Genomic DNA, 26,373 nt, shown 5'->3' with positions numbered 1-26,373 from the left:
ATTCTCTTTCTGATCATACTGGTCGTGGGTACGGCCGTGTTCTGGGTCAGTCACCAGTAGTCGAGCGATAAAAAAGAGCCTGAATTGTCGGACAATCATGACAATTTGCCGCCGTTGGCCAGCACTTTGCCAGTTATACTGCCTGGGCGAAATTCTGGGGCTCTTCTCGTAATGTTCAAGCGTCTGTGCAAGTGGCTGTTGTGCCTGAGTCTGCCGTTCTGGGCGGTCGCTCATGCCACATCGGTGGTGTTTCTCAATCCCGGCAATTCCACGGAGACCTTCTGGGTCAGTTATTCGCAGTTCATGCAGGCCGCGGCCCGGGACCTGGGGCTTGACCTGCGCATCCTCTATGCAGAGCGCGATCCGCAGAACACTCTGCAGCAGGCCCGGGAGCTGTTCCAGGGCCGCGACAAACCCGATTACCTGATGCTGGTGAACGAACAGTACGTGGCTCCGCAGATCCTGCGTCTGTCCCAGGGCTCCGGGACCAAGCTGTTTATCGTCAACAGCCCTTTGACCCTGGACCAGCGGGAACTGATCGGGCAGAGCCGGCAGAACTATTCGGACTGGATCGGCAGCATGGTGGGCGACGATGAGGAAGCCGGCTACCGCATGCTCAAGGAGCTGCTGCACAAGCTTGGGCCGGTCCCGGCAGGGCAGGGCATCGAACTGCTTGCATTTTCCGGGCTCAAGGTCACGCCTGCGGCGCAGTTGCGCGAGCGCGGCCTGCGCCGGGCCCTGGCCGAGTACCCGCAAGTGCATTTGCGTCAGTTGGTCTATGGCGAATGGAGCCGGGAGCGCGCCTACCGCCAGGCGCAACAGTTGCTCAAGCGCTACCCCAAAACCCAATTGATCTGGTCAGCCAATGACGAGATGGCCCTGGGGGCGATGCAAGCGGCCCGGGAACTGGGTCGCAAGCCGGGAACGGATCTGCTGTTCAGTGGGGTCAACAGTTCGCCCGAGGCCTTGCAGGCCCTGATCGACGGCAAGTTGTCGGTGCTGGAGGCGGGGCACTTTACCCTGGGGGGCTGGGCCCTGGTGGCGTTGCACGATGATGCCCTGGGGCTGGACGCCCGGCGCCTGGGCGGGCCGGATTGGCAGCTGTCGCTGTTCCAGGCATTGACCCCGGCCCAGGCCCGGCAGTTGCTGCGCCTGGGGGATCAGGTGGGCACCAGGGTCGATTTTCGCGGGCTGTCCGCCCAAGGCAAGCCGGACAGCTACCGCTATCCCTTCGGTTTGCAGCTGTTGCTGCGCTGACGCTGCTTCAGACCCCCGCCAGGTGCATCGCCAGGTTGGCGATGCCCAGCAGCACCAGAACAAACAGGGTGGTGAACAGAATGCCCAGCACGATGAAGTGGCTGGGCTTGCCGTGGCTGAAGTCGCGGGCGCGGTTCTTCCCGCTCTGTACGCCGAAGGCGGCGGCCAGCACGCTTTGCAGCATCTGCAGGAAGGTCGGAGGCTGATTGTTCTTGCTTGGATCGTCCATAAATCCCTCGACACGGTTGGGTGTCAACAGAGCATAGACAATGCCGCCCGGGGTGGCGGGCGGCTGCAGGAATGGGCTTGCCAGCGAAGAGGTCCCGGGGACCGCCTTCGCCGGCAAGCCGGCTCCTGCACAACCTGGGTCAGTTGTCGTAGCCCAGGTTGGGTGCCAGCCAGCGCTCGCTCACGGCCAGGTCCTGGCCCTTGCGTTCGGTGTAGCTCTGGACCTGGTCCTGGTCGACCTTGCCCACGGCGAAGTACTGCGCCTGCGGGTGAGCGAAGTACCAGCCACTGACGGCGGCCGCCGGGAACATGGCGAAGTGCTCGGTAAGGAACACGCCGCTACGGCCGGCACGGCCTTCGCTGGCCTCGGGGTCGAGCAGAGCGAACAGGGTGCTCTTCTCGGTGTGGTCCGGGCAGGCCGGGTAGCCCGGGGCAGGGCGGATACCGCTGTACTGCTCCTTGATCAGCGCCTCGTTGTCCAGTTGTTCGTCCTTGGCATAACCCCAGTACTCCTTGCGCACCTGCTGGTGCAGCCACTCGGCGCAGGCTTCGGCCAGGCGGTCGGCCAGGGCCTTGACCATGATCGAGTTGTAGTCGTCGCCGGCATCCTGGTAGGCCTTGGCCACTTCTTCGGCGCCGATTCCGGCGGTGGTGATGAAGCCGCCGACGTAGTCGGTGACGCCGCTGTCCTTGGGCGCGACGAAGTCGGCCAGGGAGAAGTTCGGCTTGCCATCGGTCTTGATGATCTGCTGGCGCAGGTGGTGCAGGCGCGCCAGGGGCTGGCCGTCATCGCCGTAGACTTCCAGGTCGTCGTCCTGCACCTGGTTGGCCGGCCAGAAGCCGAACACGGCGCGGGCGCTGATCAGCTTTTCGTTGATCAGCTTGTCGAGCATTTCCCGGGCGTCCTTGTACAGCGCGGTGGCAGCTTCGCCCACCACTTCGTCTTCGAGGATGCGTGGGAACTTGCCGGCCAGGTCCCAGGAGATGAAGAACGGCGTCCAGTCGATGTATTCGGCCAGCACCTTGAGGTCGATGTTGTCCAGCACCCGGGCGCCGGTGAAGGTCGGTTTGACCGGCTGGTAGCTGCTCCAGTCGAACTGCGGCTTCTTGGCGATGGCCGCAGGGTAGCTCAGGCGCTCGGTGCGGGCGCTGCGGTTGGCGGTACGCTCGCGCACTTCCACGTATTCCTCGCGGGTCTTCTGCACGAAGCCGGCCTTGAGTTCCTTGGACAGCAATTGGGTGGCCACGCCCACCGCGCGGGAGGCGTCGGTGACGTAGACCACCGCGTCATTGCTGTACTTTGGCTCGATCTTCACCGCAGTGTGGGCCTTGGAGGTGGTGGCGCCACCGATCATCAGCGGCAGGTGGAAATCCTGGCGCTGCATCTCGCGGGCGACGTGGACCATCTCGTCCAGGGACGGGGTGATCAGCCCGGACAGGCCGATGATGTCGCACTTCTGCTCCTTGGCCACCTGGAGGATTTTCTCCGCCGGCACCATGACCCCCAGGTCGACAATGTCGTAGCCGTTGCAGCCCAGCACCACGCCGACGATGTTCTTGCCGATGTCGTGCACGTCGCCCTTGACCGTGGCCATCAGGATCTTGCCCTTGGCTTCCGGCTTGTCGCCTTTCTCCAGCTCGATGAAGGGAATCAGGTGAGCCACGGCCTGCTTCATCACCCGGGCGGATTTAACCACCTGGGGCAGGAACATCTTGCCGGCGCCGAACAGGTCGCCGACCACGTTCATGCCGGACATCAGCGGGCCTTCGATCACCTCGATCGGGCGGCTGAAGCTCTGGCGCGACTCTTCGGTGTCTTCGACGATATGGGTGGTGATGCCCTTGACCAGCGCGTGTTCCAGGCGCTTGTTGACTTCCCAGCCGCGCCATTCCTCGGTTTCCGCTTCCTTGACGCTACCGTCGCCCTTGAACTGGTCGGCGATGGCCAGCAGCGCGTCGGTGCCGTTGGGCGTGCGGTTGAGCACCACGTCTTCCACGGCGTCGCGCAGCTGTTGCGGAATCTGGTCGTAGATCTCCAGCTGGCCGGCGTTGACGATGCCCATGGTCAGGCCGTTGCGGATCGCGTACAGCAGGAACACCGAGTGGATCGCTTCACGCACCGGGTTGTTGCCGCGGAACGAGAACGACACGTTGGACACACCGCCGGAGCTCAGGGCATAGGGCAGCTCGTCGCGGATATAGGCGCAGGCGTTGATGAAATCAACGGCGTAGTTGTTGTGTTCCTCGATGCCGGTGGCTACGGCGAAGATGTTCGGGTCGAAGATGATGTCTTCCGGTGGGAAGCCCACTTCATTGACCAGGATGTCGTAGGAGCGCTTGCAGATTTCCTTCTTGCGCGCCTCGGTATCGGCCTGGCCGACCTCGTCGAAGGCCATCACCACCACGGCGGCGCCGTAGCGCTTGCACAACCTGGCGTGGTGAATGAACTGCTCGACGCCTTCCTTCATGCTGATGGAGTTGACGATGCCCTTGCCCTGGATGCACTTGAGGCCGGCCTCGATCACTTCCCACTTGGAAGAGTCGATCATGATCGGCACGCGGGAGATGTCCGGCTCGCCGGCGATCAGATTGAGGAAGGTCACCATGGCCTTCTTCGAATCCAGCATCCCTTCGTCCATGTTGATGTCGATCACCTGGGCGCCGGCTTCCACCTGCTGCAGGGCGACTTCCAGGGCCTCGGTGTAGTTGTCCTCGCGGATCAGCCGGGCGAACTTGGCCGAGCCGGTGATGTTGGTGCGCTCGCCGACGTTCACGAACAGCGAGTTGCGATCGATGGTGAAGGGCTCCAGGCCCGACAGGCGGCAGGCCTTGGGGATGTCCGGGATCTGTCGCGGGGCATAACCGGCCACGGCCTTGGCGATGGCGCCGATATGCCCCGGGGTGGTGCCGCAGCAGCCGCCGACGATGTTGAGGAAGCCGCTCTGGGCGAACTCTTCGATGACCTTGGCGGTTTGTTCCGGCAACTCGTCGTACTCGCCGAACTCGTTCGGCAGGCCGGCGTTGGGGTGCGCCGAGACGTGGGTGCTGGCCTTGTTCGACAGCTCTTCCAGATAGGGGCGCAGCTCGCTGGCGCCCAGGGCGCAGTTCAGGCCCACCGAGATTGGCTTGGCATGGGCCACGGAGTTCCAGAAGGCTTCGGTGGTCTGGCCGGAGAGGGTGCGCCCGGAAGCATCGGTGATGGTCCCGGAAATCATGATCGGCAGTTCGAAGCCCAACTCCTCGAACACGCCCTGCACGGCGAAGATCGCGGCCTTGGCGTTCAAGGTGTCGAAGATGGTCTCGATCAGGATCAGGTCGGCACCGCCTTCGATCAGGCCCTTGGTGGCCTCGGTGTAGTTTTCCACCAGTTCATCGAAGGTGACGTTGCGGTAGCCGGGGTTGTTGACGTCCGGCGACAGCGAGCAGGTGCGGCTGGTCGGGCCCAGGACGCCAGCGACGAAACGTGGCTTGTCCGGGGTCTCGAGGGTTTTCGCGTCCGCCACCTTGCGCGCCAGGCGGGCGCCTTCTACGTTCAATTCGTAGACCAGTTCTTCCATGCCGTAGTCGGCCTGGGACACTTGGGTGGCGTTGAAGGTGTTGGTCTCGAGGATGTCGGCACCGGCATCCAGGTAGGCTTTTTCAATGGCGCCGATCACGTCCGGGCGGGTCAGCACCAACAGGTCGTTGTTGCCCTTGACGTCGCTGGGCCAGTCGGCGAAGCGCTTGCCACGGTAGTCATGTTCTTCGAGCTTGTAGCTCTGGATCATGGTGCCCATGCCGCCATCGAGAATCAGAATGCGCTCTTTGAGGGCTTGCTGGAGGGCGTGGAGGCGAGCACTGCGATCGGACATGAGAACTACCTGGTAAGGCCATTACGAAGGGCGGCGATCATAGCAAACCTGCATGGTTTTGCGGCATGCGTGGTTTTTGCATGAATATCGCTCATGTTGGTCGAGGAGTGAGACCGGTAGAATCGCGGCGTTTTTTTCTTTCGGGACCAGGGACATGCCGTTTCGTTTTATCGTCAGCAGCGCGCTGCTGCTTCTGAGTTCAGTGTGCCTGGCACAAGGTCCGGCGCCGGCGATTTCCTATACCCGCGACATCCAGCCGATCTTTACCGAGAAATGCGTGGCCTGTCATGCCTGTTACGACTCCGCCTGTCAGCTCAACCTGGGCAGTGGCGAGGGGGCCAGCCGCGGTGCTTCGAAGATTCCGGTGTACGACGGCGAGCGCAGCAAGGCCCAAGCGCCTACGCGGCTGTTCTATGACGCCACTGGCCAGCGTGCCTGGCAGCAGAAGGGCTTCTATTCGGTGCTTGACGCCCAGGGCAGCCAGGCGGCGCTGATGGCGCGCATGCTGGAACTGGGCCATCGCACCCCGCTGCAACCCAACGCCAAGTTGCCCAGCGAGATCGCCCTGGGCCTGAGCCGCGAGAACATGTGCCCGCAGCCGGCGGAGTTCGACGCCTATGCCGGGGCTCACCCCAAGGAAGGCATGCCCCTGGCGGTCACCGGCCTGACCGATCAGCAATACCTGACCCTGCAACGCTGGCTGGCCTCGGGCGCGCCCATCGACGAGCAAGGCCTGGCCCCCAGTGCCCGGGAAAGCCTGCAAGTGGCTCAGTGGGAAAACCTGCTCAACGCCCCTGGCGCCCGGGAGAGCCTGGTGGCGCGCTGGCTCTACGAACACTTGTTCCTCGCCCATCTCTATTTTGAAGGCGGCGAGCCGGGGCATTTCTTCCAGTGGGTGCGTTCCCGTACCCCCAGTGGCCAGCCCATCGACCTGATCAACACCCGTCGCCCCAACGACGACCCGGGCACCCAGGTGTACTACCGCCTGTGGCCGGTGCAAGGGGTGATCGTGCACAAGACCCATATCACCTACCCGCTGAGCGCGGCGAAGATGGCCCGGGTCAAGACCCTGTTCTACAGCGGCGACTGGCAGGTCACGGCCCTGCCGGGCTACGGGCCGGCGCGCCGGGCCAACCCGTTCGAGACCTTCGAGGCGATTCCGGCCAAGGCCCGCTACCAGTTCATGCTGGATAACGCCGAATACTTCGTGCGCACCTTTATCCGTGGCCCGGTGTGCCGCGGGCAGATCGCCACCGACGTGATCCGCGACAACTTCTGGGCGCTGTTCCAGGCCCCCGAACATGACCTGTACATCACCGACCCGGCCTATCGCGGCCAGGCCACGCCGTTGCTGGCCATGCCCGGGCAGAACGACGACGTCGGCAGCGTGCTCAGCCTGTGGCTGGCCTATCGCGACAAGCGCAACGAGTACGAGGCCCTGCGCCGCGATTCCTATGCCGATTCGCCGGCGCCCAGCTGGTCGACCCTGTGGGCCGGCAACGACAACGCGCTGCTGAGCATCTTCCGCCACTTCGACAGCGCCTCGGTGACCAAGGGCCTGATCGGCGAAGTGCCACAGACGATGTGGCTGTTCGACTACCCGCTGCTGGAGCGCACCTACTATCAATTGGCGGTGAACTTCGACGTGTTCGGCAACGTCTCCCACCAGGCCCAGACCCGGTTGTACTTCGACCTGATCCGCAATGGCGCGGAGCAGAACTTCCTGCGCCTGATGCCCGCCGGCACCCGCGAGGATTTCCTCGACGATTGGTACCAGAACAGCGGCAAGTTCAAGATGTGGCTGGATTACGAGTCCATCGACGACGACAAGCGCAGCGCGCTGAAGCTCGACCTCAAGGACCCGAAAAAGGACTTCGCCAACCAGTTGCTGGCCCGCTATGGCGACCTCAACGCCAAGCCGGATCCGATCAACCGCTGTGACAGCGCCTACTGCTCACGCCCGAACATCGACCCGGCGCTGCAGGATGCCGAGCAGGCCCTGAGCCGCCTGGCATCGCGCCCGGCGGCGGGCCTCAAGGTCATCGAACAGTTGCCGGAAGCGACCCTGCTGCGTGTCCAGACCGCCAGCGGCAAGCGCGAGTTCTACAGCATGCTGCGCAACCGCGCCCACAGTAACGTGGCCTTCATGCTCGGCGAGTCGCTGCGCTATCAGCCGGGGCTGGACACCCTGACCATATTCCCGGGGATTCTCAGCAGCTATCCGAACTTCATGTTCAACGTACCGGCCGGGCAAGTGCCGGAGTTCGTCGACGCCATGCAGGCGGCCCGGGACGCCGCCAGCTTCGAGAAGATCGTCGAGCGCTGGGGCATCCGCCGCAGCCATCCGCAGTTCTGGCAGTACTTCCATGACCAGACCCGCTACCTGCAGGAAACCGATCCGGTGGAAGCCGGGGTCCTGGACATGAATCGTTACGAAAACCTCTGACATAGAGCTGTCATCTCCCCCGGACTGCGCCTTGGCGCGGCCCGGGGACGCTCTATACCAAAGTCTATCCCGACAAAAATACTAGGACTTTGTCAGCGGCTTGGATTGGCGTAAACTGCGCCCACGTCTGCGAGGAACCACCATGAGCGCCATAACCATTACCGACGCCGCCCACGATTATCTGGCTGATCTGCTATCCAAGCAGAACACCCCGGGGATTGGCATCCGCATCTTCATCACCCAGCCAGGGACTCAGTACGCCGAGACCTGCATCGCCTATTGCAAGCCGGGCGAAGAGAAACCCGAAGACAAGGCCCTGGGCCTGAAAAGCTTCACCGCCTACATCGACGCCTTCAGCGAAGGTTTCCTCGATGATGCGGTGGTCGACTACGCCACCGACCGCATGGGCGGCCAGCTGACCATCAAGGCGCCAAACGCCAAGGTGCCGATGGTCAATGCCGACAGCCCGGTCAACGAGCGCATCAACTACTACCTGCAAACCGAGATCAACCCGGGGCTGGCCAGCCACGGCGGCCAGGTCAGCCTGATCGACGTGGTCGAGGACGGCATTGCCGTGTTGCAGTTCGGCGGCGGTTGCCAGGGCTGCGGCCAGGCCGACGTAACCTTGAAGGAAGGCATCGAGCGCACCCTGCTCGAGCGCATTCCGGAGCTCAAGGGCGTACGTGACGTCACCGACCACACGCAGAAAGAAAACGCCTACTACTAAGGCGTTCGCTGTGACTTGAAAAAACGGCGCCCCGTGAGCGCCGTTTTTTTATGCCCCCAAGCCAGCTCCCCCCAAAAGCCTCCGTAGGAGCCGGCTTGCTGGCGAAAGGGCCCTAGAGTCTTGCACCAATTCCCAGATCGCCTTCGCTGGCAAGCCAGCTCCTACACAGGGTGTGTGTCAGGGGCGATAGAGGTGCGCGTGTCCGGCGCGATACAGGGACGACTCGCTGAAAACATCCGTGGCCAGCACCCGGCCCACCAGGATCAGTGCCGTGCGCCGAAAACCCTTGGCCGCCACCTGATCGACGATGTCCGCCAGGGTTCCCAGGGCCCAGTCCTGATCCGGCCAGGTGGCGCGGTGCACCACTGCAATCGGGCAGTCTGCGCCGTAGTGGGGCAGCAACTCGGCAACGATCTTCGGCAGGTTATTGACCCCCAGGTGAATGGCCATGGTGGCGCCGTGGGCCGCCAGGCTGGCGAAATCCTCGCCGGCAGGCATCGCGGTCTTGTCCGCGTAGCGGGTAAGAATCACGCTTTGGGAGACGTCCGGCAGGGTCAGTTCGGCCCCCAGCAGGGCAGCGCAGGCGGCGGTGGCGGTGACCCCGGGGATGATCTCGAAGGGGATGCCCAGCTCCCGCAGGCAGCGGATCTGCTCGCCGATGGCGCCATATAGGCTCGGGTCGCCGGAATGCACCCGGGCCACGTCCTGGCCCCGGGCATGGGCCTGCTTGATGGCCTCGATGATCTGCTCCAGGTGCAGTTCGGCGCTATTGATCACCCGCTCCGCGCGGTGCCCGTCGAGCACTGCCTGGGGGACCAGGGAGCCGGCGTAGATGATCACCGGGCAACGATGGATCAGGCGCTGGCCCTTGACGGTGATCAGTTCCGGGTCGCCGGGGCCGGCTCCGATGAAATAGACAGTCATGGCTGTGTCCTGTGAAAAAAGGTCGGGAGCCGTGCTTCAGATGAAGATTGCTCATGATCGAAGGCGGGAATTATCGGGGATTCTACCGGGCGACGACCAATGCCAGGGTGGCCTGGGCGTATTTTTGCCGGGGAACAAGCAGTGTGGCCGGGCCGGGTGACAGCTGTTCGGCCAGGGCCAGGGCGGCACTTTCGGCCACGCCGTAGCAGCCGGTACGTTCGAAGGCTATCTGTGAACGGTGGCTCAGGCGCAGGGCAAAGGGGGCGAGCTGGCCGCTGCTGAAACAGGTCAGCGGCAGTTCCAGTTGCTCCGCCAGTTGCAGCAGGCCGGGTTCGTTGCGCTTGAGGTCGATGCTGGCCAGGGCCAGGACCTGCCGGGCCTGCCACTGGTGCGCCGCCAGGACCTGGTCGAGCAAGGCGCGCAGCGTGGTCACCGGGCAGCCTTTCTGGCAGCCCAGGCCGACCACCAGGGTCGGCGCTGCGCTCACTTCGATCATGCCGAGTACTGGCCCGCGCTCTTGCGTCGGAACAACCAGGCGCTGATCAGCCCGAGCGCCAGCCAGAAGGCCGCATTGGTCAGCTGCGAGGCGATCTTGAATTGCGCTTCCAGTTCTTCCGGGGCCAGCATCGAATGCACTTCCGGCTGCGGCGCGCCGATCACGTGGGGTACGGCGATGATGGCCGCGCCCAGGACCTTCAGCAGCCAGTTGCGGGCGAACACGATCAGGGCAATGCCCACAGCGGTGGAGGCGGCGGTGCCGACCCACCAGATCTGCCGCTGTGCCAGGTCGGCTGCGGCGGTGCCCGGCAATTCCGGCGGCAGGCCCAGGGTCGGCGCCAGGCAGAAGGTGGCATAGCCGGCCAGGCCCCAGAGCAGGCCCTGGGACGTGCGGTTCGGCGCGCGCAGGGTGTAGAGGCCGGCCAGCATCAGGGCGAAGCCCACGGCCACCACCAGGTTGCCTCCGGTGGTGGACAGCACGCGCTGCCAGCCGTCTTCCGGCTCCCAGGCTTCGGCATCGTGGCTGTGGGCGGCCATGGCGCCTTCGGCGTGCTCATGGACTTCGGCCGCGGGGGCCTTTTCATAGGTTTCCGCCTGCAGGATCAGCGGGGCGACCCAGAAGCTTTGCAGCAGGGTCAGCAGCAGGGCGGCCAAGAGGCCGGTGAAACCTGCGGTTTGCGCGATACGCTTGATCATGTCGGCAGGTCTCAATGGCAAGGGAAGGCGGCGCTGTGGCGGGTGTCGTGGGCCGCGTTGTGCACCGCCTCGATGTGGGAGAAGCCGGCGAAGTACACCAGGCACGCGCCGAGGATCGAGGCGCCGATGGCGGCCACCAGGCGCTGGCTCAGGGTGGAGGTCGTGCTGGCGGAGTGGCTGGTGCTGCTGATGATCGACATGGCGCTTCCCTCTGGAGTGTCAGCGGGGTAGAGGCGCAGGAAAACCCCGCGTGATGGCCACGCAGGGTTTGCAACAGCGCCCGCCCACCGCGGGTTGTTATGTAAGTGTTGCGGGCCGGTCTCCGGGCTTGCGAGGGGCAGGGCTGTGTCATGCCGTGCCGGCAAGTGTCGCCTTCCCATGCCTTGGCACAGTGGATCTGACACTTCGCTCGCTTACCGTTGCGGGGGCAGCACCGGACTGGCCACGGCTTTTTAGTTAAGCACGTGATTCACCGGTTTCCCGTTTCACCCTGTAAAGGGCACCCGTAACAAGGTGTGTAGGAGATCATGGGCGGGGCAGGGGCGTCAATTGCCGTGACCGCTGCGCAGGTGTGCGCCGCGTTCGTGCAAGGTTCAATGGCCCTTTCGCCGGCAAGCCGGCTGCTACGGGCGCATTGTCGATTGACCGTCCCCCTGGCTCTGCGTAGCCTTGCGCTTTCGAGGTTCTTCGGCCACGGGTCGAAGCTAAGAAGGGAACGCGGTCGATGCCGCGGCTGCCCCCGCAACTGTGAAGGGTTCGATTGCTGCAAGGCCACTGCATGGGCGTCGACGACGCCGGTGGGAAGGCGCAGCAATCGCCGGTCCGACGACTGGCAAGCCCTCAGCCAGGAGACCTGCCTCGATCCAAGATTCTCACTACAACCGGGCGGGGTGATCCGGTGGCGAAATCTCCGCGCGCCCGGCGTTGCGGTTCTCGTCCCGTTTGCCCGCCTCCTTTTGCCAAAGGGCATCCGATGAAAACACTGGCCAAACTTCCCGTCACCATCGTCACCGGCTTCCTCGGCTCGGGCAAAACCACCCTGTTGCGGCACATGCTGGACAATGCCCAGGGCCGGCGCATTGCGGTGATCGTCAACGAATTCGGCGAGCTGGGCATCGACGGCGAAATCCTCAAGCAATGCGCCATCGGCTGCACCGAGGAAGAGGCCAGCGGCCGAGTCTACGAGCTGGCCAACGGTTGCCTGTGCTGCACCGTGCAGGAGGAGTTCTTCCCGGTGATGCGCGAACTGGTGGCGCGCCGCGGCGACCTGGACCACATCCTCATCGAGACCTCCGGCCTGGCGCTGCCCAAACCTCTGGTCCAGGCCTTCCAGTGGCCGGAAATCCGCAGTGCCTGCACCGTCGATGCAGTGATCACCGTGGTCGACAGCCCGGCCGTGGCCGCCGGCACCTTCGCTGCCTTCCCCGATCAAGTGGACGCCCAGCGCAAGCTCGACCCCAACCTGGACCACGAATCGCCCCTGCATGAGCTGTTCGCCGACCAGCTGTCCAGCGCCGACCTGGTGATCCTCAACAAGACCGACCTGATCAGCCCCGAAGACCTGGCCAAGGTGCGCCTGGAAGTGGCCGAGGAGCTGCCGCCGGCGGTCAAGGTCATCGAAGCCAGCAGCGGTCGCCTGCCCCTGGACGTGCTGCTGGGCCTGGGTGCCGGTTCCGAGGAACACATCGACGGCCGCCACAGCCACCACGACCATCACCATGACGGCGATGACGATCACGACGACCACGATCACGACGCCTTCGATTCCATCTCCATCGAGCTGCCCCAGGCCGACGAAAGCCTGCTGCTGGACGCCCTGACCCAACTGGTGGTCAAGCACGGCATCCTGCGGGTCAAGGGTTTCGCCGCCATCCCCAACAAGCCGATGCGCCTGCTGATCCAGGGCGTGGGCACGCGCTTCGACAAGCACTTCGACCGCAAGTGGGGCGCCGACGAGGCCCGTACCACGCGCCTGGTGCTGATCGGCCAGGAACTGGACGCCGCCCAGCTCGAAGCGCAACTGCGCGCCGCACTCAGCGTCTAAGCCATGCACCTGCTCAGGACCCAGCCCGGCGGTTTCGTGTCGGATGACAACATTGCCGACCTGGGACAAACCCCCGCCGAGCTGGTGATCCTGTGCAGCGGCGATTCCAGCCTGGCGCTGCTGGCGGACGCCGCCGAGCAATTGCCCGAGGACTACCCGAGCTTTCGCCTGGCCAATCCGATGCAGGTGCAGAACCACGCCTCGGTGGACCTGTATGTGGACCAGGTGCTGCGCCACGCCAAGGTCATCCTGATTTCCCTGCACGGTGGCATCGCTTACTGGCGCTACGGCGTCGAGCAGTTGGTGGAGCTGTCCAGGCGCGGGGTGCAGTTGATCCTGGTGCCGGGGGACGACCGCCCGGACCCGGAACTCAGCGACTTGAGCACGGTGGCTGCCGGCGAACGCGACCGCCTGTGGCAGTTCCTGCGCCAGGGCGGGCGTGACAACGCGCTGAATTTCTACCGCTGCCTGGCCAGCGGCCTGTTGGGGCGCGACTACCCCTGGAGCGAACCGCAGGCCCTGCCACGCACGGCGATCTACCACCCGCACAAAAGCCAGGCTGCCCTCAGTGACTGGCAGGCCGACTGGCAGCCGGGGCAAGCCGTGGCGGCGCTGCTGTTCTACCGCTCCCACCTGCAGGCGGCCAACACCGGCTTTATCGACCTGTTCTGCCAGCGCTTGCTGGCGGCGGGCCTCAACCCCTTGCCGATAGCGGTGGCCAGCCTCAAGGAACCGGGCTGCCTGAGCCAGGTGGAAGACTGGCTGGATGAAACCGCGGCCGGGGTGATCCTCAATACCACCGGCTTTGCCCAGTCCAGCCCCGAAGCCCCGCACCTGCGGCCGTTCCGCCGCAATATCCCGGTGATCCAGGCCATTTGCGCCCAGGACAACGAGCCGGGCTGGCGTGACAGCGAGCAGGGCCTGGGGCCGCGGGACCTGGCCATGCACATCGCCTTGCCGGAACTGGACGGGCGCATCATCAGCCGGCCCATCAGCTTCAAGGACCTGGCCTGGCGTAGCGAGCGCAGCCAGTCGGACGTGGTCTGCTATCGCGGCCAGCCCGAACGCATGGATTTCGTCGCCGAACTGGCCCGGCGCTGGGTAGAACTGGGGCGCCTGAACAACGGCCACAAGCGCGTGGCCCTGGTACTGGCCAACTACCCGACCCGGGACGGGCGCATCGGCAACGGTGTAGGCCTGGACACCCCGGCGGCGGCGCTGAACATCCTCAAGGCACTGCACGCCGAAGGCTATCCGCTGCCGGCCGAACTGCCGGCCAGCGGCACCGAGTTGATCCAGCAGTTGCTGGGCGGGGTCAGCAACGACCTGGACAGCCTCGACCAGCGCCCCTGCCAGCAAAGCCTGGCCATGGCCGACTACCTGACGCTGTTCCAGGCCCTGCCCGAAGCCAACCGCCAAGCGGTGCTGGCGCGCTGGGGCACGCCGCAGCAGGACCCGATGTGCCGCGGCGGGCGGATGATGATCGCCGGCCTGCGCTTTGGCCTGACCTTCGTCGGTATCCAGCCGGCCCGGGGTTACCAGGTGGACCCCAGCGCGGTCTACCACGACCCGGACCTGGTGCCGCCCCATGGCTACCTGGCGTTCTACTTCTGGCTGCGCCAGGCCTACGGCGCCCACGCGCTGATCCATGTCGGCAAGCACGGCAACCTGGAATGGCTGCCGGGCAAGGGCGTGGGCCTTTCCGAGCAATGCTGGCCGGATGCGCTGCTGGGGCCGATGCCGAACATCTATCCGTTCATCGTCAACGACCCGGGGGAGGGCGCCCAGGCCAAGCGCCGCACCCAGGCGGTGATCATCGATCATCTGATGCCGCCCCTGACCCGCGCCGAGACCTATGGCCCGCTGCGCAACCTGGAACTGCTGGCGGACGAATACTACGAAGCCCAGTTGCTGGACCCGCGCCGGGCCCGGGAGCTGCAGCGGGACATTCTCAAGCTGGTGCGCGAGACCCATATCGACCGCGAGCTGCAACTGGGCGAACAGCTCGACAGCGACGCCGACGCCGCGCTCTGGCTGCCGCGCCTGGACACCTACCTGTGCGACCTCAAGGAATCGCAGATCCGCGATGGCCTGCACCTGTTCGGCGAGTCCCCCGAGGGGCGCTTGCGCATCGACACCCTGCTGGCCCTGCTACGCATTCCCCGGGGCGACGGCAAAGGCGCCCATGCCAGCCTGCTGCGGGCCCTGGCCAAGGCTTTCGGCCTGGGTTTCGACCCCCTGGACTGTGCCCTGTCCGAGCCCTGGACCGGGCGCCGCCCGCCCGTGCTGCAACAGTTGAGCGAGGCGCTGTGGCGCACCGCCGGTGACGTTCGCGAGCGCCTGGAGCTCTACGCCGCCGGGTTGATCGAAGCGGCGCTGCAAGGGCCCGTCCCACAGCTGGACGAACCCGGCTGGGAGCCGGTGCAGAGCATCATCGACGGCCTGCGCGAGGTGGTCGCACCGCGTTTGGACGCCTGTGGCCCGGCGGAAATGCGCGGCCTGCTGGACGCCCTGAACGGGCGTTTCGTGCCTGCCGGCCCCAGTGGCGCGCCAAGCCGCGGGCGCCTGGACGTGCTGCCCACCGGGCGCAACTTCTACTCGGTGGATGTGCGCAACCTGCCCACCACCACCGCCTGGCGCATCGGTTTCCAGTCGGCCAACCTGATTCTCGAACGCCACTTGCAGGATCACGGCGACCACCTGCTGCAATTGGGCCTGTCGGTCTGGGGCACCGCCACCATGCGCACCGGTGGCGACGACATCGCCCAGGCCATGGCCCTGATGGGGGTACGCCCGGTGTGGGCCACCGGCAGCCAGCGGGTCGATGACTTCGAGATCCTGCCCCTGAGCCTGCTGGACCGGCCGCGGGTCGATGTGACCCTGCGTGTTTCCGGGTTCTTCCGCGATGCCTTCGCCAACCTGATCCGCCTGTTCGATGCGGCGGTGCAGGCGGTAGCGGCTCTCGATGAACCCGAGGACTTGAACCCGCTGGCGGCCAGGGTGCGTGCCGAGCGCGCGGCCCTGGAGGCTTCTGGGCTGGATGCCGACGCCGCCTCGCGCCAGGCCGGCTGGCGGATCTTCGGCGCCAAGCCGGGGGCCTATGGCGCCGGGGTCCAGGGCGCCATCGACGGCCGCCTGTGGCAGAGCCGCGAGGACCTGGCAGAGGTCTACCTGAACTGGGGTGGCTACGCCTATGGTGGCAGCGACGAAGGCACTGCCGCCCGCGAGCAGTTCGCCACCCGTCTGAGCCGGGTGCAGGCGGTGCTGCAGAACCAGGACAACCGCGAGCACGACCTGCTGGACTCCAACGACTACTACCAGTTCCAGGGCGGCATGCTGGCGGCGGTGGAAAGCCTCAGTGGGGCCAAGGCCGCCAGCTACCACGGCGACCACAGCCAGCCGGACCTGCCGAAGATCCGTACCCTCAAGGAAGAACTGAACCGGGTGATCCGTTCCCGAGCGGCCAACCCGAAGTGGATCGAAGGGGTCAAGCGCCATGGCTACAAGGGCGCCTTCGAAATGGCCGCGACCCTGGACAACCTGTTCGCCTTCGACGCCACCACCGAACTGATCGACGATCACCAGTACGCCTTGCTGGCCGATGCCTATCTGCTCGATGGCTCGACCCGCGAGTTCGTCCGCCAGCATAATCCCCACGCCCTGCGGGACATGACCGAGCGCCTGCTGGAAGCTCAGCAGCGTGGCCTGTGGCAAGAGCCTGGCGATTATCGTGAAGCCCTGGAACACCTGCTGCTGGATATAGAAGAAGATTCCTGAGGCGGCGAGTGCTGCGCACTCGATCGCGAGCAAGCTCGCTCCTACAGGGCTGGCATTGCCGCTGTAGGAGCGAGCTTGCTCGCAAAAGCGTCCTGCGGACATCCCCCGACCCAAGCGAGACCCTGACATGAGCGACACCCCACATTTCCCGCTGTCCGCCGTGGTCGGCGCCGAAGCATTGAAACTGGCCCTGTGCCTGACCGCCATCGACCCGAAGATCGGCGGCGTGCTGATCGAAGGCCCACGGGGCATGGCCAAGTCGACCCTGGCCCGGGGCCTGGCGGACCTGTTGGCCAGCGGGCAGTTCGTCACCTTGCCCCTGGGCGCCACCGAAGAGCGCCTGGTGGGCACCCTGGACCTGGACGCCGCCCTGGGCCAGGGCCGGGCGCAATTTTCTCCGGGGGTACTGGCCAAGGCCGACGGCGGCGTGCTCTACGTCGATGAAGTCAACCTGCTGCCTGACCACTTGGTGGACCTGTTGCTGGACGTGGCCGCCAGCGGCACCAACCTGATCGAGCGCGACGGTATTTCCCACCGCCATTCGGCGAAGTTCGTGCTGATCGGCACCATGAACCCGGAGGAGGGCGAACTGCGTCCGCAACTGCTGGACCGTTTTGGCCTCAACGTCGCCCTCAGCGGCCAGCCCGCGCCCCAGGAGCGCGGGCAGATCATTCGCCGCCGCCTGGATTTCGACAGCGATCCCCAGGGCTTCTGCGCCCAGTGGGCCGAACCCCAGGCGGCATTGCGCGAGCGCTGCCAGCGGGCGCGGGCCGCGCTGGCCAGCATCCCGCTGGACGACCAGGCCCTGGCGCTGATTACCGAGCGCTGCTTTGCTGCTGCCGTGGACGGCCTGCGCGCCGACCTGGTCTGGCTGCGCGCGGCCCGCGCCCATGCCGCCTGGCGTGGCGCCCCGGCGATTGCCGAGGAGGATATCGATGCCGTGGCCGAGTTCGCCTTGCGCCACCGGCGGCGGGAGACACCGCCCAGCGCGCCACAGTCCGGGCAAAGCCCCCAGGCACCGGCGTCAGCCAACGCCAACCCCAGCGAAGGCCAGGGCCAATGGGGCGAAATGCCGGCCCAGGCCCTGCCCACCGGCGCCCGTCGTGAAGTGCCCAGCTGGCCAAAAAAGCCCTAGGCATCCGCCCCCGCACTGACCGGGGGGCGGATGCCAAGCCCCGGGCGGGGCACCTGGATCACGGCCGGCAAGGCAAAAGCCGCGAGGCCAGCGCCGGTTCGGTCAACTGGCCCGGCACCTTGCTCAAAGGCCGTCCACGGTTGCGTGCAGAGCTGCTGTTTCGCTTGCGCAGCCGCTCGCCCCATGAGCTGTGGCTGGTGATAGTCGACGCGTCGGCCTCGACCCGCCGGCACAGCGCCCTGAGCGATGCCAAGGGCCTGCTGGCGCAACTGTTCGACGACGCCTACCGACAGCGTGCACGCCTGGCCCTGCTCACTGCCAGCGGCCGTGCGCCGAGCTGGCAGGTCCAGGGCCTGAAGGCCTCCAGGGACCTGCGGCACTGGCTCGACGGCCTGGGTGCCGGCGGCGGCACGCCCTTGCCCCAAGCCCTGAACGAAGCGGCCCAGTGGCTGGAACAACGCCAACGGCGCCTGCCGGCGGAGCAGCAGCGCGTGCTGCTGATCACCGATGGCCGGCTGAAGAACCTGCCACCGCCCAGGCCCCTGAACTGCCCGACCTTGCTGCTCGACATCGAACGAGGCCCGATCCGCCTGGGCCGCGCCCGCGAACTGGCGACTCTCCTCAACGCTGTTTACCAGCATATCGACTGACTACCTCCCCGACACACCGCACATCCCCCGTAGGAGCTGGCTTGCCAGCGAAAGCGTCCGGCCTGGCGGTGCAAGTCTTCAAGGGCCTCTTCGCCGGCAAGCCGGCTGCTACAGGGTTTTGCCTTGGCATGCCGGGGCGGGAAGCGGCTACGCTTTGCGCTGTCTTTCACAGGAGTGACTTCATGCGGGTACTGGTGCGTAACGACAAGGACGATTTTCGGGTCAAGGCCTATGCCGGAACCAACGGGGTGCTGCTGGCCATGGACCTGGATGCGTCGCGGCGCCAGGGCCTGTTGGGTTTTGCCATCGAAAAACAGACCGGCAGCAAGCCCTGGCTGTTTCTGTTCAACAGCCTGACCTTCCCCGGCAAGGCCCATACCTTCCCCCAATACAACGCCACCCCCAGCGATCAGGCGCCCCTGCAGAAATTCCGCTGGGCCGACTACGCGGTCAACCCCGGCGCCACCCTCAACTACCGGGTGCACCTGGCCTATGGCAACCCGGACGCGCCGCAACTGGGCGAGTCCCTGCAGTTGAGCATCACCGCCGACAACGGCCAGCCTCCCGGCCAGCGGGTGATCTTCAACCGTGCGGTGGCTGCCAGCCAGGCGTTCTCGCGCAAGTTTCCCGAGCTCGATGCGTTGCTCAGCGCCAACAAGAACCTGCCCATCGAAAAGTGGCCGGATGCGCCCCGCCAGTGGCTGGAAAACGGCCTGCTGGAGGCGCTGCTGGGGTTCATTCAGCGCGCCACGGACGCCAGCTGGAGCCTGGACATCGCCATCTACGAGTACCAGTTGCAGGCGATCATCGATGCCGTCAACGCGGCTTTCGACCGCGGCGTACAGGTGCGGGTGCTGTACCACGCCGCCCCCGGCGATGCCGACACCACGATGAACCAGGCCAGCCTGCAGCACCTGCCCGAGGCCAATAAGCGCGGGCGGGTGACCCACGCGATCTTCCACGACAAGTTCATCGTCCTCGGCCGCCTCGACGCCGCCGGCCAGCGCCAGCCGCAATCGGTGCTGTGCGGCAGCACCAACTTCACCGCCAATGGTGTCTACCGTCAGGCCAACGTGTTGCACAGCCTCGACCACGTGGACATCGCCACGCGCTACCTGGAGGTGTTCGAGCAGGTCTGGGCGACGCCGGCGGATGTCGGCGCCACGCGCACCTGGCTGACCCGGAACAACCCGATGCAGCCGCAGGCGCCGCTGTTCGCCGGGTTTTCCCCGCGCAGCGGCCAGGGCGACCTCGCGGAGTTCGTCGATATCATCAACGGCGCCCGCCGCGACCTGCTGTTCGTCACCGCCTTCGCCTTGCCCGACAGCATTCTCGATGCCTTGCTCGGCCAGCCCCACGACGATGTGTTGCGCTACGGCCTGCAGAACACCGCCAGCCGCATCACCGGTTTTCACGCCGACCGCACAGCCGAGTTCGCCGCCACCGCCTTGCTCAACAATGGCCTGGAGGGCTGGCTCAAGGAGGGGCTCAAAGGCCAGAAGGGCAACCTGCTGGTGCACACCAAGGCCATCGTCACCGACTTCACCAGCGAGGCGCCGGTGATCATCAGCGGCAGTCACAACCTCAGCGTCGGCGCGAGCCAGAGCAATGACGAGAACTTCCTGATCATCCGCGGCGACATCGACCTGGCGGACCGCTACGGCCTGGAGCTGCTGCGGTTCTACGAACACTACCGCTTCCGCTACTTCGCCAGGCAACTGGCCCTCAAGCAGGTCCAGCCCCTGGCGGTGGACGACAGCTGGAGCAACGCCTACTACCTGGAAGGGGATCTGCGCCAGCTGTCGCGGCTGCGTTTTTCCGGGCGCTGACCGGGGCTGCGAGCAGCCGCCACAAGGTTGGACAGGGCGCGCCCGACTGGGTAGTTTTCACGGACCGCGCACAAGGACCCTGCCATGGCCCCGGACCTGACCTCCATCGAGCTGTTTCTCAAGGCCCTGACCCTGGGCAACCTGTCCCGGGCCGCCGAGCAGTCGCACCTGTCGCTGTCCGCCGCCAGCCGGCGCCTGTCGCTCCTGGAGCAGCATTTCAAGGTGGCGCTGCTGACCCGCACCTCCACCGGGGTATTGCCGACGGCGGCGGGGCAGGCCCTGGCCGAGCACGCCCGCTCGCTGTTGCGGGCGGTGGATGTGATGCACGCCGACCTGGCCGACTTCGCCAAGGGCGCCACCGGCCGGGTCAGCCTGTACGCCAACAGTTCGGCCATGAGCCAGGAACTGCCCCGGCAATTGACCCAGTGGAGCGACCTGCACCCGGGCATTCGCGTGGACATCCGCGAGGAGCGCAGCCGCGAGATCCTCCTGGCGGTGCGTGACGGCGTGGCCGATGTGGGCATCGTCACCACCCGGCCACGGGGCCAGGACCTGCATTTCATCCCTTATTGCCGCGACCGGTTGTGCCTGATCGTGCCCCAGGACCACCCGTTCAAGATGAGCCACGCGCGCTTTCAGGACCTGTTGGGCTATGACTTCGTCGGCCTGGAGGACAACGCCGCGATCACTCCCCTGATCAGCGAGGCGGCCGCGGCGGTGAGCATGCCCTTGCGCCTGCGGGTGCAGGTGCGCAGCTTCGAGGCCGTATGCCGGCTGATCGCCGCAGGGCAGGGCGTGGGGGTGCTGCCCCAGGGGGCGGTGCAGATCTTTCGCAAGGAGATGGCCTTGCGTTTTATCGAAATCGACGACCCCTGGGCCGACCGCCAGATGTACCTCTGCCGGCGCCAGGAACAGCCGTCCCTGGCCAGCCGCGAGCTGTTCGACTACCTGGCCGGTTGCGAGCAGGCCGCGGCAGCCGCGGGCTAGCCGCCGGTCATAGCAGGACTCTTCCCGCGTGCCTTCGAATTTTGCGAAGGCGGTTTCCATAATGAGCAATTCCCACTGGCCCCGCGCTGTGGCCAGAATGGGCTCGCCCGTGCGCTTGACCTGCCTCCATAACAACAACATGTCAGACCAGGAGAGACGGCTTGTCCAGGATCAATCCCGCTGTAAATCCTCCCCATCGCATTGCGGTGATCGCCGGTGACGGCATCGGCCGCGAAGTGGTCCCCGAAGGCCTGCGTGTGCTTGAAGCCGTTAGCCGGCGCTTCGGCATCGCCTTGCAATTCGATCATTTCAACTGGTGCAGCGAGCACTACCAGGCCCATGGCAGCATGATGCCCGACGACTGGGCGCAGCAGATCGGTGGCCACGAGGCGATCTTCTTCGGCGCCGTGGGCGCGCCGGACATCGTGCCCGACCATATTGCGGTCTGGGATTCGCTGCTGAAGATCCGCCGCCAGTTCGACCAGTACGTGAACATCCGCCCGGTGCGGCTGATGCCCGGGGTGCCGTGCCCGCTGGCCGGGCGGGCGCCCGGGGACATCGATTTCATCGTGGTGCGGGAAAACACCGAGGGCGAGTATTCCAGCGTCGGCGGGCGCATGTGGGAGGGCACCCCGCGGGAGATTGCCCTGCAGGAGTCGGTGTTTTCCCGCCATGGTGTGGACCGGGTGGTGAACTACGCCTTCGAACTTGCCAGCCGCCGGCCCCGGCGCAACCTGGTGGCGGCCACCAAGTCCAACGGCATCGCCATCACCATGCCGTTCTGGGACGAACGGGTGGAGGCGCTGGCCCAGGCCTACCCTCAGGTCGCGACCCGCAAGTTCCACATCGACATTCTCTGCGCGCACTTCGTCCAGCACCCGGACTGGTTCGACGTGGTGGTGGCCTCCAACCTGTTCGGCGACATCCTCTCCGACCTGGGCCCGGCCTGCACCGGCACCATCGGCATTGCGCCCTCGGCCAACCTCAACCCGGAGCGCCTGTACCCCTCGCTGTTCGAGCCGGTGCATGGTTCGGCGCCGGATATCGCCGGTCTCGGCGTGGCCAATCCGATCGGCCAGATCTGGTCGGCGGCCCTGATGATCGAACACCTGGGGCAGGGCGATGAACTTTACCAGCGGGCCGCGGCGGCGATTGTCGAAAGCATCGAGACGGTGCTCGCCGAAGGGCCGCGCACCCGGGAAATGGGCGGCACCGCCAGCACCGTGGAAGTGGGGCGGGCGATTGCCGAGTGTCTGGCTGGAAACAGGAGCTGAACAGATGACCCTCGAACACTACATCGACAACCAATGGCAAGCCTCGTCCTGGGCCGAAGACATTCCCGTGCAGGACCCCAGTACCGGCATCAGCTATGCGCGTATCGCCCGGGGCACCGCCGAGGACATCGACCTGGCGGTGCAGGCCGCGCAACGGGCCCTGGGGGACAACTTCGACGGGCCCTGGGGCAGCCTTTGCGCCCTGGAGCGTGGGCGCCTGCTGGCCCGCCTGGGCCAGGCGGTGCTGGAGCACCATGAAGAGCTGGCGCAGATCGAGGCCCGGGACACCGGCAAGGCGCTGAAGGTGGCCCGGGCCGACGCCACCGCCCTGGCGCGCTACTTCGAGTACTACGCCGGGGCCGCCGACAAGCTCCACGGCGAGACCTTGCCCTATCAGGCCGGCTATACCGTGCTCACGGTGCGCGAGCCCCATGGCGTTACCGGGCATATCATTCCCTGGAACTACCCGATGCAGATCTTCGGCCGCAGCGTCGGCGCTGCCCTGGCGGCGGGCAACGTCTGCGTGGTCAAGCCTGCCGAGGACGCCAGCCTGTCGCTGCTGCGGCTGGCGGAGCTGGCGGCCCAGGTCGGCTTCCCGGCGGGCAGCCTGAATGTGGTCAGCGGCTATGGCCACGAAGCCGGTGCCGCGTTGTGCGCCCATCCTGGCGTCGCGCATATCTCGTTCACCGGTTCCACCGGCACCGGCGCCCTGGTGGCCAAGGCGGCGGCCGAACGGCATTGCCCGGTAACCCTGGAGCTGGGCGGCAAGTCGCCGCAGATCGTCTTCGCCGATGCCGATGTGGAGCGGGCGCTGCCCGTGCTGATCAACGCCATCGTGCAAAACTGCGGCCAGACCTGTTCCGCCGGCAGCCGCCTGCTGGTGCAGCGCAGCCTGTATGAACCGCTGCTGGAACGCCTGGCCCAGTGCTTTGGCCAACTGCGCGCCGGGCCCTCGGAGCTGGACCTGGACATGGGCCCGCTGATCAACCAGAAACAGCTGCGCCAGGTCCGGGAGTTCGTCCGCGAGGCCGAGGCCGCCGGTATCCGGGTGGCGGCGCGTGGGCAGGTGGTGGCCGAGGCCGGCAGCGGCGGCTACTTCCACGAAGCGGTGCTGTTTCGCGATGTGCCGCCAGACAGTCGCCTGGCCCGGGAGGAAGTGTTCGGCCCGGTGCTGGCGGTGATGCCCTTCGAGGACGAGGCCGACGCCATCCGCCTGGCCAACGACAGCGCCTTCGGCCTGGTGGCCGGGGTCTGGACCCGGGACGGCGCGCGTCAGTTGCGCATGGCCCACAAGCTGCGCTGTGGCCAGGTGTTCATCAACAACTACGGCGCCGGTGGCGGCGTCGAACTGCCCTTCGGCGGGGTCAAGGCCAGTGGTTATGGCCGCGAGAAGGGCTTCGAGGCGCTGCTGGGCTTTACCGCCTTGAAGACCATCGCCATTCGTCACGACTGAGGGCCGCCACTACGGCGGCCAATAACAACAAAAAAAGGAGTCACTAGCATGCGTCTAGCCCATAAAACTGCCATCGTCACCGGCGCCGGTTCCGGCTTTGGTGAAGGCATCGCCAAGACCTTCGCCCAGCAGGGCGCCCGGGTCGTAATCGCCGACATGAACGCCACGGGCGGCCAGCGGGTGGCGCAGGAAATCCGCGATGCCGGCGGCCAGGCCCACTTCATCGAGGTCAACGTGGCCCAGGACGCCAGCGTTGCCGCGCTGCTGCGCAACACCCTGGAGCAATACGGCGGCCTGGACATCGTGGTCAACAACGCCGGCACCACCCACCGCAACCGGCCGATGCTGGAAGTGGACGAGGCCGAGTTCGACCGGGTGTTCGCGGTCAACGTCAAAAGCATTTTCCTCAGCGCGACGCACTTCGTGCCGCATTTTCGTGGCCAGGGTGGCGGGGTGTTCATCAACATCGCCTCCACGGCGGCGATCCGGCCGCGTCCGGGGTTGGTCTGGTACAACGGCAGCAAGGGCGCGGTGGTGGTGATGAGCAAGACCATGGCCGCCGAGCTGGGGCCGGACAACATCCGCGTCAACTGCGTCAACCCGGTGGTGGGCGCCACGGCCCTGCTCAGTGAGTTCATGGGGGTGCCGGACACCCCGGAAAACCGCCAGAAATTCATGGCCACCATTCCCCTGGGACGCTTCTCCACCCCCCAGGATGTGGCCAACGCCTGCCTGTACCTGGCCTCTGACGAGGCGGCCTTCATCACCGGCACCTGTCTGGAAGTGGATGGTGGACGTTGCGTCTGATGATCTGTAAAACCCTCGAGGCCAGAGCCCCCGGCGCGTGCGATCTGCGCTTCGTGTAGCCGCTGCCGCAGGCTGCGAACGGCCCGCAGGGCCGCAAGGTTCCAGGGGGCGCCGGGGCTTGACGGTTGATCGCCAGGCAAGGCCACGCGAGCATTTTCGCCCGTTTCAACCCAATCAATGGAGTGCATTCGACATGTGTGGGATCGAGAACAACAAGAACCACCCCAATACCCGGCAACTGCTTGAAGGCCTGCCAAAGAACTGGGGCAAGTGGGGCCCGGACGACGAAGTCGGTGCCCTCAACTACCTGCAACAGGCCGAGGTACTGCGGGGCGTGGCCGCCGTGCGCCAGGGCAAGACCTTCACCCTGCAAGTGCAGATCGGCCATCCCGGCGGCGACCCGATGTGGCCGGCACGCAACCCTTCGATGCGTTTCAATACCCTGGACCGCAGCCACTATCAGGCCGGCAAGCAGCCCTCCATGACCGGTGGCGCCGAGTACTGCGACGACGTGATCTTCATGCAGCTGCAGGGCTCGACCCAGTACGACGCCCTGGGCCATGCCTGGTACGACAACCAGCTGTGGAACGGCTACGACGCCAGCAGCACTGTCGGCGGCATGGCCAAGGCCAGTGTGTTGCCGATTGCCGAGCGCGGCGTGGTGGGCCGTGCGGTGCTGATCGACATGGCCCGGCACCGCGGCAAGAAGTACCTGGGGCGCGGCGAGACCTTCAACCACCTGGACCTGCTGGCCGCTGCCCAGGCCCAGGGCGTGGCCATCGAGAAGCGCGACATCCTCATCATCCGCACCGGTTCCATGGGCGCCTTCTACGAGTACGGCAAGACCGAGTTCTTCAAGGACCTGGTGGAACCCGGGCTGACCTACAGCCGGGAACTGGTGGACTGGTTCAACCAGATGGAGATCCCCAATCTGGTCACCGACACCATCGCCAACGAGGTGATCACCGACCCGGTGTCCGGGGTGCAGATTCCCCTGCATTGCGCGCTGATGCGCAACCTGGGGATCGCCTTCACCGAGATCGTGCTGCTTGAAGAACTGGCCGAGGATTGCGCCGCCGATGGCCAGTGGACCTTCCTCTACACCGCCGCGCCGCTGAAGATCGTCGGCGGCAGCGGAGCGCCGGTGAACCCCATCGTCATCAAGTAACCGCTGTTTGCTGGTGGCGAGGCGGGCGCAGGGTTTATCCTGCGCCCCCTCACCAAGACCGATAGGGATCATCGACCGATCATGCCTGACGATTCACATTCGCCGGACTGCAGTTGCTGCCTGGATCATGCCAGTGCCCATCAGGGTGTGCTCGATACCCTGGAATTGATGGCCGGCCACCCCGAGGCCAGTGAAGACGACATCGTCCAACTGCTGCAGGAGCGTGGCTACTCGGCCATCGCCGCAGAAAAACTCAACGTCTTCGTGCCGTCGGCCTTCTCCTGGATAGTGCTCAAGCGCCTGGGGGTGGAACACTTGCCCAATCACTTCATCGCCCTGGATGAGGCGGGCCAGGAGGTCCGGATTCCAGTGGCCGACCAGCACTATTTCACCGCCGCGCTGACCCTGGCCTACAACACCTTTGAAAACGGCTGGAGCGAGGTCCTGCCGCGCAAGACCTACGAAATGGTTGCCGGCCGCAGCGCTGAAATGGCCATGGCCAACGAGGCGCTGTATGCCGGGGAATCTTTGCAGGGCTCCACTCTGGAACCCTTGCAACTGCTGCGCCTGGATGCCCAGGCCGCGCTGACCTGAGCACCTGGCGCAACACTACCTACACTGA

General features: G+C 65.8%; 20 protein-coding genes and 2 riboswitches. Of the genes, 14 read left to right on the top strand and 6 right to left on the bottom strand.

Annotated elements, in window-relative coordinates; all coding sequences use genetic code 11:
• The first annotated feature begins 171 nt into the window (after positions 1–171).
• A complete protein-coding gene (locus tag AC1RGE_RS08750; protein ID WP_492584010.1) occupies positions 172–1,257 on the top strand; it encodes an ABC transporter substrate-binding protein in 1,086 nt (361 codons plus the stop codon).
• A gap of 7 nt (positions 1,258–1,264) precedes the next feature.
• On the opposite strand, the gene AC1RGE_RS08745 is transcribed toward AC1RGE_RS08750, so the two are convergent.
• Together AC1RGE_RS08745 and metH are read right to left on the bottom strand one after the other, a co-directional pair.
• Entirely contained in the window at positions 1,265–1,486 is a 222-nt protein-coding gene (locus AC1RGE_RS08745) for a DUF2970 domain-containing protein (RefSeq protein ID WP_492584008.1), read from the bottom strand.
• A 139-nt stretch (positions 1,487–1,625) separates the two neighbouring features.
• Entirely contained in the window at positions 1,626–5,336 is a 3,711-nt protein-coding gene (gene metH / locus AC1RGE_RS08740; RefSeq protein ID WP_210483734.1) for a methionine synthase, read from the bottom strand.
• A gap of 154 nt (positions 5,337–5,490) precedes the next feature.
• Between metH and AC1RGE_RS08735 the strand changes: the two genes are divergently transcribed.
• Both AC1RGE_RS08735 and nfuA read left to right on the top strand, forming a co-directional pair.
• A complete protein-coding gene (locus tag AC1RGE_RS08735) occupies positions 5,491–7,782 on the top strand; it encodes a fatty acid cis/trans isomerase (RefSeq protein WP_053152490.1) in 2,292 nt (763 codons plus the stop codon).
• A gap of 142 nt (positions 7,783–7,924) precedes the next feature.
• Positions 7,925–8,509: a Fe-S biogenesis protein NfuA gene (nfuA, locus tag AC1RGE_RS08730; protein WP_011061936.1), complete on the top strand. Its 585-nt coding sequence runs from the start codon at positions 7,925–7,927 to the stop codon at positions 8,507–8,509.
• A 177-nt stretch (positions 8,510–8,686) separates the two neighbouring features.
• On the opposite strand, the gene cobM is transcribed toward nfuA, so the two are convergent.
• The 4 genes from cobM to AC1RGE_RS08710 form a co-directional block, all read right to left on the bottom strand.
• Positions 8,687–9,433: a precorrin-4 C(11)-methyltransferase gene (cobM, locus tag AC1RGE_RS08725; RefSeq protein WP_492584006.1), complete on the bottom strand. Its 747-nt coding sequence runs from the start codon at positions 9,431–9,433 to the stop codon at positions 8,687–8,689.
• Between the two features lie 82 nt (positions 9,434–9,515).
• On the bottom strand, positions 9,516–9,929 hold the full coding sequence (locus tag AC1RGE_RS08720) for a cobalamin biosynthesis protein (RefSeq protein ID WP_492584004.1): 414 nt from the start codon (positions 9,927–9,929) through the stop codon (positions 9,516–9,518).
• On the bottom strand, positions 9,926–10,627 hold the full coding sequence (locus tag AC1RGE_RS08715) for a CbtA family protein (protein WP_103289999.1): 702 nt from the start codon (positions 10,625–10,627) through the stop codon (positions 9,926–9,928). The genes AC1RGE_RS08720 and AC1RGE_RS08715 overlap by 4 nt, the downstream gene beginning before the upstream one ends.
• Before the next feature lie 11 nt (positions 10,628–10,638).
• A complete protein-coding gene (locus tag AC1RGE_RS08710) occupies positions 10,639–10,827 on the bottom strand; it encodes a CbtB domain-containing protein (RefSeq protein WP_011061932.1) in 189 nt (62 codons plus the stop codon).
• Positions 10,828–10,923: 96 nt separating this feature from the next.
• Positions 10,924–11,149, bottom strand: a riboswitch (cobalamin riboswitch).
• A 141-nt stretch (positions 11,150–11,290) separates the two neighbouring features.
• Positions 11,291–11,502, top strand: a riboswitch (cobalamin riboswitch).
• 98 nt (positions 11,503–11,600) lie between these two features.
• Here AC1RGE_RS08710 and cobW point away from each other — a divergent pair.
• The 11 genes from cobW to AC1RGE_RS08655 all read left to right on the top strand — a co-directional run bounded on the left by cobW (position 11,601) and on the right by AC1RGE_RS08655 (position 26,345).
• Entirely contained in the window at positions 11,601–12,671 is a 1,071-nt protein-coding gene (cobW, locus tag AC1RGE_RS08705; protein ID WP_011061931.1) for a cobalamin biosynthesis protein CobW, read from the top strand.
• A gap of 3 nt (positions 12,672–12,674) precedes the next feature.
• A complete protein-coding gene (cobN, locus tag AC1RGE_RS08700; protein WP_492584002.1) occupies positions 12,675–16,448 on the top strand; it encodes a cobaltochelatase subunit CobN in 3,774 nt (1,257 codons plus the stop codon).
• A gap of 127 nt (positions 16,449–16,575) precedes the next feature.
• The gene (locus AC1RGE_RS08695; RefSeq protein ID WP_401153918.1) at positions 16,576–17,583 is read left to right on the top strand and encodes a magnesium chelatase ATPase subunit I; all 1,008 of its coding nucleotides are present in this window, start codon (positions 16,576–16,578) and stop codon (positions 17,581–17,583) included.
• Between the two features lie 53 nt (positions 17,584–17,636).
• Positions 17,637–18,233: a vWA domain-containing protein gene (locus tag AC1RGE_RS08690; RefSeq protein WP_492584258.1), complete on the top strand. Its 597-nt coding sequence runs from the start codon at positions 17,637–17,639 to the stop codon at positions 18,231–18,233.
• A gap of 182 nt (positions 18,234–18,415) precedes the next feature.
• Positions 18,416–20,062, top strand: coding sequence for a phospholipase D-like domain-containing protein (locus AC1RGE_RS08685; RefSeq protein WP_011061927.1), 1,647 nt, complete (start codon positions 18,416–18,418; stop codon positions 20,060–20,062).
• A gap of 84 nt (positions 20,063–20,146) precedes the next feature.
• The gene (locus AC1RGE_RS08680; protein WP_011061926.1) at positions 20,147–21,049 is read left to right on the top strand and encodes a LysR family transcriptional regulator; all 903 of its coding nucleotides are present in this window, start codon (positions 20,147–20,149) and stop codon (positions 21,047–21,049) included.
• Positions 21,050–21,210: 161 nt separating this feature from the next.
• Positions 21,211–22,323 carry a tartrate dehydrogenase gene (locus tag AC1RGE_RS08675; protein WP_492584000.1) on the top strand — a complete coding sequence of 371 codons (1,113 nt, stop codon included), beginning with the start codon at positions 21,211–21,213 and terminating at the stop codon, positions 22,321–22,323.
• A gap of 4 nt (positions 22,324–22,327) precedes the next feature.
• Positions 22,328–23,776 carry an aldehyde dehydrogenase family protein gene (locus AC1RGE_RS08670; protein ID WP_492583998.1) on the top strand — a complete coding sequence of 483 codons (1,449 nt, stop codon included), beginning with the start codon at positions 22,328–22,330 and terminating at the stop codon, positions 23,774–23,776.
• A gap of 48 nt (positions 23,777–23,824) precedes the next feature.
• Positions 23,825–24,583, top strand: a complete 759-nt coding sequence (locus tag AC1RGE_RS08665; protein ID WP_492583996.1) for an SDR family oxidoreductase — start codon at positions 23,825–23,827, stop codon at positions 24,581–24,583.
• 193 nt (positions 24,584–24,776) lie between these two features.
• Positions 24,777–25,751, top strand: coding sequence for a cyclase family protein (locus AC1RGE_RS08660; protein ID WP_026020115.1), 975 nt, complete (start codon positions 24,777–24,779; stop codon positions 25,749–25,751).
• 81 nt (positions 25,752–25,832) lie between these two features.
• Positions 25,833–26,345 carry a hypothetical protein gene (locus tag AC1RGE_RS08655; protein WP_492583994.1) on the top strand — a complete coding sequence of 171 codons (513 nt, stop codon included), beginning with the start codon at positions 25,833–25,835 and terminating at the stop codon, positions 26,343–26,345.
• The last annotated feature ends 28 nt before the right edge of the window (positions 26,346–26,373 follow it).

It is taken from the genome of Pseudomonas sp. GW823-FHT02C05, assembly GCF_058797595.1.
Note: the sequence above shows the minus strand (reverse complement) of the source record. Positions and strands in the feature narration are given on the sequence as shown.